The organism is Streptomyces sp. NPDC057424 (assembly GCF_042803315.1).
Classification (GTDB): Bacteria; Actinomycetota; Actinomycetes; order Streptomycetales; family Streptomycetaceae; genus Streptomyces.
Genome location: NZ_JBHVCP010000057.1, coordinates 38,297 through 49,725, shown reverse-complemented (window position 1 = coordinate 49,725; position 11,429 = coordinate 38,297). Strand labels below are relative to the sequence as shown.

At 72.1% G+C, this 11,429-nt stretch carries 10 protein-coding genes and 2 pseudogenes; 5 read left to right on the top strand and 7 right to left on the bottom strand.

Annotated elements, in window-relative coordinates:
• Nucleotides 1-49: 49 nt before the first annotated feature.
• Nucleotides 50-1,531, bottom strand: coding sequence for an MFS transporter (locus tag ACFU3E_RS31740; RefSeq protein ID WP_384166014.1), 1,482 nt, complete (start codon nt 1,529-1,531; stop codon nt 50-52).
• Between the two features lie 86 nt (nt 1,532-1,617).
• Between ACFU3E_RS31740 and ACFU3E_RS31735 the strand changes: the two genes are divergently transcribed.
• Nucleotides 1,618-2,010: a MarR family winged helix-turn-helix transcriptional regulator gene (locus ACFU3E_RS31735; RefSeq protein WP_384166012.1), complete on the top strand. Its 393-nt coding sequence runs from the start codon at nt 1,618-1,620 to the stop codon at nt 2,008-2,010.
• An 18-nt stretch (nt 2,011-2,028) separates the two neighbouring features.
• Here ACFU3E_RS31735 and ACFU3E_RS31730 read toward each other — a convergent pair whose 3' ends face one another.
• The 3 genes and pseudogenes from ACFU3E_RS31730 to ACFU3E_RS31720 all read right to left on the bottom strand — a co-directional run bounded on the left by ACFU3E_RS31730 (nt 2,029) and on the right by ACFU3E_RS31720 (nt 4,987).
• Nucleotides 2,029-2,757 (bottom strand): maleylpyruvate isomerase family mycothiol-dependent enzyme, encoded by a 729-nt coding sequence (locus tag ACFU3E_RS31730; RefSeq protein ID WP_384166009.1) that lies wholly within the window; start codon nt 2,755-2,757, stop codon nt 2,029-2,031.
• Between the two features lie 66 nt (nt 2,758-2,823).
• Nucleotides 2,824-3,717 carry an SDR family oxidoreductase gene (locus ACFU3E_RS31725; protein WP_384166006.1) on the bottom strand — a complete coding sequence of 298 codons (894 nt, stop codon included), beginning with the start codon at nt 3,715-3,717 and terminating at the stop codon, nt 2,824-2,826.
• Between the two features lie 100 nt (nt 3,718-3,817).
• A pseudogene (locus ACFU3E_RS31720) lies at nt 3,818-4,987 on the bottom strand (MFS transporter).
• Between the two features lie 138 nt (nt 4,988-5,125).
• Between ACFU3E_RS31720 and ACFU3E_RS31715 the strand changes: the two are divergent.
• The gene (locus ACFU3E_RS31715; RefSeq protein ID WP_384166003.1) at nt 5,126-6,604 is read left to right on the top strand and encodes a glutamate-cysteine ligase family protein; all 1,479 of its coding nucleotides are present in this window, start codon (nt 5,126-5,128) and stop codon (nt 6,602-6,604) included.
• Between the two features lie 2 nt (nt 6,605-6,606).
• On the opposite strand, the gene ACFU3E_RS31710 is transcribed toward ACFU3E_RS31715, so the two are convergent.
• From ACFU3E_RS31710 to ACFU3E_RS31700, 3 genes are read right to left on the bottom strand one after another with little or no spacing between them, the layout of a single operon-like run.
• On the bottom strand, nt 6,607-7,716 hold the full coding sequence (locus tag ACFU3E_RS31710; protein ID WP_384165999.1) for a Gfo/Idh/MocA family protein: 1,110 nt from the start codon (nt 7,714-7,716) through the stop codon (nt 6,607-6,609).
• Nucleotides 7,686-8,396 (bottom strand): ThuA domain-containing protein, encoded by a 711-nt coding sequence (locus tag ACFU3E_RS31705; protein ID WP_384165996.1) that lies wholly within the window; start codon nt 8,394-8,396, stop codon nt 7,686-7,688. Before ACFU3E_RS31705 ends, ACFU3E_RS31710 begins: the two co-directional genes overlap by 31 nt.
• 51 nt (nt 8,397-8,447) lie before the next feature.
• Entirely contained in the window at nt 8,448-9,299 is an 852-nt protein-coding gene (locus ACFU3E_RS31700) for a class I SAM-dependent methyltransferase (RefSeq protein ID WP_384165994.1), read from the bottom strand.
• 79 nt (nt 9,300-9,378) lie between these two features.
• Here ACFU3E_RS31700 and ACFU3E_RS31695 point away from each other — a divergent pair, with 79 nt between their 5' ends.
• The 3 genes and pseudogenes from ACFU3E_RS31695 to ACFU3E_RS31685 all read left to right on the top strand — a co-directional run.
• A complete protein-coding gene (locus ACFU3E_RS31695; RefSeq protein WP_384165992.1) occupies nt 9,379-9,810 on the top strand; it encodes a helix-turn-helix domain-containing protein in 432 nt (143 codons plus the stop codon).
• A gap of 168 nt (nt 9,811-9,978) precedes the next feature.
• Nucleotides 9,979-10,998, top strand: a complete 1,020-nt coding sequence (locus ACFU3E_RS31690; RefSeq protein WP_384165989.1) for a LacI family DNA-binding transcriptional regulator — start codon at nt 9,979-9,981, stop codon at nt 10,996-10,998.
• Between the two features lie 63 nt (nt 10,999-11,061).
• Nucleotides 11,062-11,427: pseudogene (locus ACFU3E_RS31685) on the top strand (IS5 family transposase); the annotation flags it as partial.
• Between the last annotated feature and the right edge of the window lie 2 nt (nt 11,428-11,429).

The following is an 11,429-nucleotide window of genomic DNA, read 5'->3' as shown; positions in this document are numbered from 1 at the left end:
ACCTGCAACCGCGACATACCCACCCGCACACCGACCTGACCAAGCACTACTAGTCGCTTACGGTGACGCGCTCCGCCTCCTTCGGGGTGGACTTGGCGACGACGACGGACTGCTGCTTCCGTCCGGTCCGCAGGCCCGTGAGGGTGATCAGCAGTCCGGCGAAGGCGACGAGCGTCACGACCACCAGCCCGGGCCGGTAGCTGTCGAGGACGGCCTGCGGGGAGGCGTTGCCCTGCTCGGGGGCGTTCGCGGTCACCACCGCCGTCACCACGGCGAGGAAGATCGCGCCACCGACCTGGACCGAGGTGTTGAGCAGCCCGGAGACCATGCCCTGCTCGTGCTCGTCCACGCCGTTGGTGGCCTGGACGTTGAGGGAGGGGAAGGTCAGCGCGAAGCCGGAGCCGACCAGCAGCATCGTCGGCAGGATCACCGCCGCGTAGACCGGGTCGAGGTCGACGCGCAGGAACAGCACGTACCCGGTGACCATCAGCGCGAAGCCCAGCACCATCAGCCGGGCCGTGCCGAACCGGTCGATGACGGCTCCGACCTTCGTCGCGGACAGCGCCACCAGCGCGCCCGCCGGCAGGAAGGCCAGGGCCGTGTGCAGCGCGGACCAGCCGAGCAGCTGCTGCATGTAGAGCGTGACCAGGAACTGGAAGCCGATGTAGCTGCCGACGAACGTCAATGCGCCGAGCTGGGCGCGCACTTGCGGCCCCGAGCGCAGCACGCCGAGCCGGATCAGCGGGCTGGGGCTGCGCCGCTCGACGGCGACGAAGGCCGCCAGGAGCACGGCCACGGCGGCGAAGGACAGGACGGTGCGGGTCGCGCCCCAGCCCACCTCGGGCGCCTCGACGACGGTGAAGACGAGTAGCAGCATCGAGGCGGTGCCGAGGACGGCGCCGGGGATGTCGTAGCCGCCCTCGCCGCGCTCGCGTCCACTGCGCGGCAGCAGCTTCAGGCCCACGAGCAGGGCGATCAGCGCGACGGGGGCGGGCAGGAGCATGGTGAGCCGCCAACTGGCCTCCGTGAGCAGGCCGGAGAAGACCAGGCCCATCGAGTAGCCGGTGGCGCCGCAGGTGGTGTAGACGGCCAGGGCGCGGTTGCGCAGCGGGCCTTCGGGGAACGTCGTGGTGATGATCGACAGGCCGGCGGGGGCCGTGAAGGCCGCGCTCAGGCCCTTGATGAAGCGGCTGGCGATGAGCAGCGGCCCCGAGTCGACAAGGCCGCCGAGCAGCGAGGCGAGTGCGAAGACGCCGAGGGCCACCAGGAAGACCTGACGCCGGCCCAGCAGGTCGGCCGCACGTCCGCCGAGGAGCAGCAGGCCGCCGTAGCCCAGGATGTAGCCGCTGACGATCCATTGCAGCGCCGAGGTCGACAGGCCGAGGTCGGCGCCGATGGAGGGCAGGGCGACGCCGACCATGGACACGTCCAGGGCGTCCAGGAACATCGCGGCGCAGAGCACGAGCAGGGTTCCCCACAGCCGTGGAGTCCAACGCCCCTCGGACGTGGGGGAGATGAGCGGAGAGGTCATGACGGGGACACTACATGCGCGTGCATGAGATGCAAATGCATTTAATTCAGGTGCAACAATCTCGGTTCTCTGTTACGGTGCGGCGCATGGCTCAGCAGGCCGAGCAGGCGCTCGTGGAACAGTGGCGGGACATTCTGGCGCTGCACGCGCGTACGCAGTGTGAACTCGACCGTGCACTGCACGGCCACGGCCTGTGCGCCAGCGACTTCGAGGTGCTCGACGTCCTCGCCGGGTGCCGGACGCCGAGCGGCACGCCGTCCTACCGCGTGCAGGAGATCTCCGAGCGGGTCCATCTGAGCCAGAGCGCGCTGTCGCGGCTGATCGCCCGGCTGGAGAAGGAGGGGCTCGTGGAGCGCGGCATGTGTCCCGAGGACCGGCGCGGCGTGAAGGTCTGCCTCACGGCGAAAGGACGCGCGCTGCACGGCGAAGTGCTTCCCGTGCAGCGCGCGGTACTGGCCCGGATGCTCACCGACGGCTGATCGCCCGTCGGCAGCCGCTCAGATCGCCGACGCCTCCCGCCACAGCCTGGCGAGCGCCTGGTCGCCCGTGGCGCTCGGCAGGGGCGCCCGGTTCCACAGCGCCAGATACAACTGCTCGGCCGGGCCCGACAGTTCGCATTCGGCCGCCCCGGACGCGTCCCGCGTGGTCACGGGGGGCTCCGGTGACAGCCGTACCGTCCACACCGCGCCGGTGTCCTCCGTGCGGACCCGCAGGACACGCGGCTCGGGGGTGCGCACGCGGCTCCTGGAGCGGGCGTGGAAACCGCGCAGCAGTTCGTCGATGCCGTCGGTCGCGAACTCGGGCATGACGCCGGTCGGGTCACCCCCGCGTGCGGACTCCGCGTCGACCCGGTGCACGGCCGTCTCGTGCGCCTGCCGCCGGGCCCAGAAGGCCAGCGGGGACGGCGCGGGCAGGAAGGCGAAGCACTCCACGTCGGGCGAGGTGCCCGCCAGCGTGCCGACGAGATGCCGGTGGCTGTCGCGGTACCAGTCCACGAGCTCCGCGCCGTCGAGGTCGGTGGGTTCCACCAGTGGGCGGCGTTCGGTGAGCTGCTCGGCCACGTAGGCGGCGGCCCAGCGGTGCACGGCGCCCGTGTGCCGCAGCAGATCGCGCACCTGCCACTCGGGGCACGTCGGCACCTTCGCGTCGGTCCCGGCCTCCTCGGCGGCCGCGGCCAGCAACCGGCCTTCCGTCTCCAGTGCTTGAAGGAACTCGGCGGTCTTCATGGCGCCGAGTCTGCCGCATGAAGCGCCCTCCAGGCCCGGGGGATCTCCGGCGGCCGGCTCCGGTGGCTACGGCAGCGGCGTCCCGCCCGTCGCGTTGACGATCTCGGCGGTGATGTACGACGCCTCCTGCGAGGCGAGGAAGACGTACGCCGGAGCCATTTCGGCAGGCTGCGCGGGCCGCCCGATGGGGGCCTGCTTGCCGAACGCCTGCGTGTCCGGCAGGGTCGCCGGGATCAGCGGTGTCCACACCGGGCCCGGTGCCACCGCGTTGACACGGATGCCCTTCTCGATCAGCATCTGCGCCAGCCCCTGCGTGAACGTGACGATCGCGCCCTTCGTCGTCGCGTAGTCCAGCAGATGGGGACTGGGCTTGTACGCCTGCACCGACGTGGAGTTGATGATGCTGCCTCCCTCCGGGATGTGCGGCAGGGCCAGCTTGCACAGCCAGAACATGCCGTACAGGTTGGTGCGCAGCACCTGGTCGAACTGCTCGGTGGTGATCGCCTCGATGCCGTCGGGCTGGGACATCTGGTACGCCGCGTTGTTCACGAGGACGTCGATCCGGCCGAACTCGTCCACGGCGCGGTCGATCAGCGCCCGGCAGTTCTCCTCCTCCCGCACGTCGCACGAGACGGGCACGGCACGCCGGCCGGCCTCCTCGACGAGCCGGGCCGTCTCGGCGGCGTCGTCCTTCTCGTCATCCAGATGGGTGAACAGCACGTCGGCTCCCTCGCGGGCGAACGCCAGGGCGACCGCGCGGCCGATCCCGGAGTCCGCGCCGGTGATCACGGCCTTGCGACCGGCCAGCCGGCCACTGCCCCGGTAGGACTCCTCACCGTGGTCCGGGGGCGGGTCCATCGGCCCCGTCCAACCGGGGTGCGGCTGGTCCTGGGAGGGAAACTCCGGGGTCGGGTGCTGCTCTCCGGGGTGCTGCTGTCCGGGGTGCTGCTGTCCGGTCACGGGTCTGCCTCCTTGCACTTGGCGTACGGCCCGGTGTTCACAACGGGCGTGGCCACGGGTACCCAGGATCACCGGCATCCCCCCTGGCGGCCTCCCCCGCTCAGCCCCCGGCCGCCCGCCGCGCGGCCGCCCCCACCAGCGCTCCGACGGCCGCCGCCAGTACCGCCACGCTGGTCAGCGCGGCCGGCAGGGTGAACCAGTCCGCCATGAAGCCGATCGCGGGCGGGCCGAGGGGCATGCCCCCGTAGCCCAGGGTGGAGGCCGTGGCGACACCGCTGGGCCCGGCGAGGGCGCCCGCGTGTTCCACGGCCACGGGGAGGAGGTTCGCGAGGCCGATGCCCGTGACCGCGTACCCGAGGAGGGCCGCCCAGAGGGAGGGGGCGAGGGCGCCGAGCAGCATTCCGGCCGCCGCGGTGGTGCCGCCGGCGACGACGGTCGGGGTCCGGCCCAGGCGTTCCAGGAGCATGGTGCCGGTCAGCCGCACCACCGTCATGGCCAGCGCGAAGCAGGAGTAGCCCGCGGCCGCGGCACCCGCCGAGGCGTGCAGGTCCTGTGTGAGGTGCGGGGCGCCCCAGTCGGCCGGCGCCCCCTCGCCGTACGCGGTGCACCCCGCGATGAGGCCGAAGACGATCACCAGCCCCCGGGTGCGGGCGTCCAGGCGGCGCGGGGCGCCCTCGGCGGGAAGCTCCCGCTCCGGGGGTGCAGGCGGCTCGTGCCGCAGGAGCGTGGGGCCTGCCGCGGTGGTGACGAGCAGGCCGACGAGCGTGAGCAGCAGCAGGTGCGGCGTGGGGGAGAGGACCCCCGCGACCAGCCCGCCCAGCCCCGCTCCGGCCGTGCAGCCCAGGCTGGCCGCCGCGTGGAAGCTCGGCATGACCGGCCGCCGCAGCGCGGCCACGAAATCGACTGCCGCGCTGTTGAAGGCGATGTCGATCCCGCCGTACGCGGCTCCGGAGAGCAACAGGACGAAGCACAGGGCGAGCGCCGAGTGGGTACAGCGGGGCAGGGCGACACTGAGGGAGAGCAGGACCGCGCAGCCGACGGAGACCCGGTGGTTCCCCGTAGCGGCGGCACAGGCGCCCGGTGAGGGTCATGGTGGTGACGGCCCCGGCGGAGACGCCCAGCAGGGCGAGGCCGAGGGCGCGGAGGCGCCGGTCTGCGCCCTGATGGCGGGGATGCGCACGACCCAGCCGGCGAAGACGAAGCCGTCGAGGGCGAAGAAGACGGTGAGCGCGATGCGGAGCCGGGACAGGGAGTTGCCGTTGCCCGGCACGTCACTGTGCGTTCGGGTTTGTTTATTTGCGGCACAAACTCAGGCCAGGTGGGTGCGGAGGCGGGGACAAGGTGCGACTCTGGGACGAGACCCATCGCTGGGAGCGGACGTATCCGCCGGAGGAGCGCAGGAGGGCACATGGGACGCGACGTGCCGGCCCTGGTGTTCACGCGGGAGGACCGCCGTCGGTACCGGGAGAAGATGCACACCGACCTCGAGGTGCTGGCCCGGATGCTCCACGAGTCGGGGTTCGAGAGCGAGCGCCCCCAGGTCGGGCTGGAGATCGAGCTCAACCTGGTGGACGACGCCGGACTGCCCGCGATGCGCAACACCGACGTGCTCCGGGCGATCGCCGATCCCGCCTGGTCGAGCGAGCTGGGCCGCTTCAACCTGGAGATCAACATCCCGCCCCGGCAGCTGACGGCCGGCGGCCCCGGTTCCTGGGAGCAGGAGATCCGTGACGCCCTCAACCACGCCGAGGACCGTGCCGCTGCGGTGGGCGCCCATCTGATCATGGTCGGCATCCTGCCGACCCTGGGCGAGCCGGACGTCAGCGGGTCCGCGCTCTCCGGCGACCCGCGGTACCGGCTGCTCAACGAGCAGATCTTCGCGGCCCGGGGCGAGGACCTGCGGATCAAGGTCGACGGCGTGGAGCGTCTGTCGACGTACGCCGACACGATCACCCCCGAAGCCGCCTGCACCAGCACCCAGTTCCATCTCCAGGTCGACCCGAAGGAGTTCTCGCAGTACTGGAACGCGGCTCAGGCCATCGCGGGCGTGCAGATCGCCCTCGCGGCGAACTCGCCCTTCCTGTTCGGCAAGGAGCTGTGGCGCGAGACCCGCATCCCTTTGTTCGAGCAGGCCACCGATACCCGCCCCGAGGAGATCAAGGCCCAGGGTGTTCGGCCCCGGGTGTGGTTCGGGGAACGCTGGATCACCAGCGTCTTCGACCTCTTCGAGGAGAACGTCCGCTACTTCCCGGCCCTGCTGCCGCTGTGCGAGGACGAGGACCCGCAGAAGGAGCTGGACAGCGGGGGCATCCCCCAGCTGGGCGAGCTGACCCTCCACAACGGCACCATCTACCGCTGGAACCGCCCCATCTACGCGGTCACCGACAGCGGCCCGCACCTGCGCATCGAGAACCGGGTACTGCCCGCCGGTCCCACGGTGGCCGACATCATCGCCAACGGCGCCTTCTACTACGGCCTGACCCGCGCCCTGGTCGACGAGGACCGGCCGGTGTGGACGCGGATGTCCTTCTCGGTCGCCGAGGAGAACCTGCACACCGCGGCCCGCGACGGCATCGACGCCCGCCTGTACTGGCCCGGCGTGGGCGAAGTGCCCGTAACGGAACTGGTGTTGCGGCGTCTGCTGCCCCTTGCCCACCGGGGCCTGGAGCGGACCGGTATGGACACCGCGTGGCGCGAACCCCTGCTGGGCATCATCGAGCAGCGCTGCGTCACCGCCCGCAACGGCGCCCTGTGGCAGGCTGAGATGGTGCACCACCTGGAGAAGGCCGGCATCTCCGACCGGCGGGAGGCCCTGCGGCAGATGACCAGGACGTACATGGACTACATGCACATGAACGCGCCCGCCCACACCTGGCCCGTGGACTGACGTCAGGCGGGCCGGCCGTGCCACCGCGCCGCAGCCGTCAGGGGCACGGGGGCGGGCACCCGCGCCGATGTCGCCAGCGCGATCCGCCGCCCCTCGGCCGCCGACCGCAGCAGAGCGGTCATCGTCTCCAGTACGTGCAGGGCGAGTTCACCGTTGGCGCGCGGTTCCCGCTGTCCGTCAGCGGTGAGGAAGTCGAGCAGTCCGACGCCGCGTGCGCCGTCCTCGTAGCCCGCCGACGCCGGCAGGGCGCGCCACCGGGTGTCGCCGAGCGCGTGGAGGCGTACCTCGCCGTCGAAGCGGTTCGGGTCGGGGACCGAGAGGGTGCCGGTCTCGCCGTGGACCTCGATCGGCGCGGCCGTGGTGGCCACGCCGTCGAAGCTCGTCGTGAGCGTCGTCAGCGTCCCGTTCACGTGCTCCAGCACCCCGGAGACATGGCTGTCCACCTCGACCGGAATGCGCTCGCCCGCCCGCGGGCCGGAACCGATGACGCGCTCGGCGCGCAGCCTCCCGGCCGCCCCGGTCACCGCACGCACCGGCCCGAGCAGATGGACCAGGGACGAGAGGTAGTACGGCCCCATGTCCAGCAGCGGGCCGCCGCCGGCGGTGTAGTAGAAGTCGGGGTGGGGATGCCAGCGTTCGTGGCCCGCGGTGACCATCACGGCCGAGGCGAACTGGGGGCGTCCGATGACCCCCGCCTCCACGACCGCCCGCGCGGTCTGAACTCCCGTGCCCAGGACGGTGTCCGGGGCGCAGCCCACACCGGTGCCCGCCTTCGCGGCGGCCTCCAGGACGGCCCGGGCGTCCTCCAGGCCCGCCGCGAGAGGCTTCTCCCCGTAGACGTTCTTGCCGTGACGGATCGCCCCGAGGGCTATCCCGGCGTGCGCTGCCGGGGTGGTCAGGTTCAGCACCGTGTCCACGTCCGGGCTGCTCAGCAGCTCCTCGACCGTCAGCGCCCGGGCACCGGGCAGTTCGGCGGCGGCCGCGGCCGACCGGGAGGCGTCGAGGTCGGCGACCGCGGTGACGCGCACGCCGGGATGGTCGACGAGCGTGTCCAGGTAGGCGCGGGAGATGACGCCGAGCCCTACGACCCCGACGCGGTGCGCGTCGCCCACAGCATGCCCCTCTCGATGATGGTGCGGACGTGGGGGTGCTCCAGCACGTCGACGCTGTGCCCCGGTGTCGTCACCACGACCCGCCCGGCACCCCACCGGCGGGTCCAGACCGCCGGTGAGGTGACCGGCCGGTGCCAGGGCTGCCACGGCCGGGTGGGATGCGTGGTGGTGGCCAGCACGTCGATGAGGTCGTCGTGGAGCACCCAGTACTGCTCGGTGTCCAGCGCGAAGTCCTCGATGCCCGCCGTGACCGGGTGCTCGCGACCCGCCTCGGTGAGGCTGATGGTGTGCGGCAGGAAGTGGTCCGCCGCCTCACCCCGGCGCTCGCACGGTTCCTTGCCGGGATGCGTGGCGAACTGCCCGCCCACCAGGTGGAGATAGTCCGAGGAGGCGCGGAACGAGTCGGCGATGCCGCCGTGCCAGCCGGTGAAGCCGGTGCCGGCCACGACCGCGGAGCTCAGCCCCGCCACCTGCTCGCGCGTGATCTCCGACATCGTCACGCACTGCACGACCAGGTCGGTGCCGGCCATCTCGGCGCCGTCCGCGTAGATCCCGGTCGACTCCTCGACCCGGACGGCGTACCCGTTGCTCCGGAGGAAGGGCAGGAACAGTTCCGTGGCCTCGACCGGCTGGTGCCCTTCCCAGCCGCCTCGGACCACCAGGGCTCTCTTCTGCGTCATCGTGATCTCAGTGTGCGCCGGTCGTCCGCGCTCGCAGAAGAGGACCGGACCTCACGAAACTTTCGCATCGGCGGCCCGCGCCGAGACCGTCCAGCAGGCCGCGGTGTAGCGGACCTCCGGGCCCTGCACGAAGGGGTCGAAGGCGGGGCGGACCGCCTCGACGATCTCTGCCCGGGTCCGCTCGTCGGCCCCGGGCAGGACCGTGCCGAGCGGACCGAGCCGGGTGAAGTAGGGGACGAGTTCCTTCTCGGGCAGGGCGCAGACCACGTCGACCGGCTGGATGTCGATCCCGGCCCAGCCGCTCTCCGCCAGGATGCGGTGGACCCGCTGTGGGTCCGCGAAGGCGAACTGGCCCGGCTGGTCCGGCCGGCGGGCGGGAAGCTCCGGCAGGAACGGGGCCGCGGCGCGTTCCGCCGTCGTCATGAACGGGTTCTCCTCCGGGCCGCGCCACACGACGCACCGCAGCCCGGCCCCGTCCCTCACCGTGCTCCGCAGATTGCCGAAGGCCCGCACGGGGTCGCTGAAGAACATGACGCCGAAGCGCGAGATGACGGCGTCGAAGACGCCGGGTTCGAACGCGTACTCCTGCGCGTCGGCCTGGACGAAGGACGCCGGTACGCCCTCCTGTTCGGCGCGCGCCCGGGCCGTCTCGATCATCGGGCCGGAGATGTCGACCCCGACGCAGTGACCGACCCTACGGGCGACGGCCCGGGTGATACCGCCCGTGCCGCAGCCGACGTCGAGCACGCGGCCCGCGTGTTCGGCGGACACGGCGTCGACGAGCAGTTCCTCGATGGGCCGGAACATCTCGTTCAGCACCCCCTGGAGATCCACCCAGGCACGGCCGGACGGTCCGTTCCAGCGGGCGGCCTGCTCGTCGTCGGACCTGTGCGAGGCATCCATTGTCGTGTCTCTCCCTCTGCTTGCCTTCGTCGGGACGGGATGACAGCGTTCTACTTCAAGTCGACTTGAGGTCAAGACAATGACAGACCTGGACATCGCGGAGGTGGCGCACCGCGCCGGAGTGCCCGCCTCGACGCTGCGGTTCTACGAGGAGAAGGGGCTGATCGCCTCGACCGGACGGCGCGGCCTGCGGCGTCAGTTCGACCCCGGGGTGCTGGAGCGGCTGGCGCTGATCGCGCTGGGGCGGACGGCCGGGTTCTCGCTCGACGAGATCGGGCAGATGTTCACGCCGGACGGGCAGCCGCGGATCGACCGGCGGATGCTGTCGGCCAGGGCGGAGGAACTGGACCACAGGATCCGCGAACTGGGCGTCCTGCGGGACTCCCTGCGGCACGCCGCCGCCTGCCCCGCGCCCAGCCACCTGGAGTGCTCCACCTTCCGCCGCCTGATCGACGCGGCGGCGTCCGGCGGTGTCGCGGCGCCGGGAAGGCGGCCCCCCGAGCACCGTTGACGGGCCGTCGGCACTCCTGGTCCAATCCTGGGCCGCGCTGGACGGCTCCTGCTTCCCGTCGTCCGCTGTGCCGCCACGCAAAAAACGTTCCACGGCCGGTCACGATATACTTGCGGCGCCCATGAAGGCCATCGTCGTGCCTGGTCGCGCGGCTGCAACAGCGAGGGGGTGGACGCCGTTTCGGCACGCCCCGCCCGCATCCAGGACGTCGCCGCAGCCGCCGGTGTCTCGGTGTCGACGGTGTCGAACGTGCTCAACCGTCCCGAGCGGGTCACCGCCCGGACCGCCGAACGCGTCCGCGTCGCCGTCGCCGCGCTCGACTACGTCCCGCACCCGGGCGCGGCGGGCCTGCGCACCGGTCACTCCTCCGCGATCGGCCTGGTACTGCCCGACGTCACCAACTCCTTCTACGCACGCATCGCAAGGGGTGCCGCCGACGCGGCCTACGACCACGGCTACTCCCTCGTCCTCTGCCACAGCGGGGACGCCCCGGAACGGGAGCAGGGCTACTTCAGCATGCTCGTCGAGCAGCGGGCCGTCGGTGTCGTCGTCGTGCCGCTGAGCGCCGACCCGGGCCGGCTGGCCCGGCTGCGCGAGCGAGGCATCCCGCTCGTCCTGGCCGACCGCGCGATGCCCGACCGGGAGGGCTGCTCGGCGTCCGTCGACGACATCGCCGGCGGACGCATCGCCGTACAGCACCTCCTGGACAGCGGGGCCCGCGACATCCTCGTCGTCAACGGCGAGCGCGGCATCCGCCAGTGCGCCGACCGCCACCAGGGTGCCCGGCAGGCCGTGCGCAGCCGCCGCGAGGCCCGGATCGGCCAGGTCGTCGCCGCGCGGATGACCGTCGCGTACGGCACGGAGATCGCCCACGGGCTGAAGGACCTGCCCGACGGGGTGTTCTGCACCAACGACTTCCTCGCCGCCGGCCTGTGCCGGGGGCTGGCCGAACGAGGTGTGCGCGTCCCCGAGGACGTGCAGGTCGTCGGCTACGGCGACCTCGATGTCGCGACCTTCGGAGCGACGACCCTGACGACGGTCCGGCAGCCCGTCGAGGATCTCGGCCGGGCGGCCGTCGAGATGCTGCTCGACGAGATCGAGGCCCGCGCGGACCACCTCCACGAGACCCGCGTCTTCGCCCCCGGCCTCGTCCTGCGCGACTCCACCCGAACGCCCTCCGAGGACTAGGCCGTTTCTGATGGCTCTTGGTGGGCTGGGTGGATCTCGTGGTTGGCCGGGCAGGACGCCCGTATGGTGCGGCGACACGAACTCACGGACGCGCAGTGGCAGAAGATCGAGCCCCTCCTGCCCGGCAACGGCAAACCGGGCGGGCAGTGGGCGGATCACCGCAGGGCGATCAACGGGGTGCTGTTCCGGGCCCGGACCGGGGTGCCCTGGCCTGACCTGCCCGAACGGTACGGTCCCTGGCAGACCGTCTACGAACGTCACCGCCGCTGGTCGGCCGACGGCACCTGGCAGGCCGTCCTTGAGGAGTTACAGATCGAGGCGGATGCCGGCGACCCGGACGGGGCGCTTGCCCGCCAGGCGGACCGGCAGGAGTGGGCCGTGAACATCGACTCCACGACCTGCCGGCTCCTCCGCTTTGCGGCGCACGCACC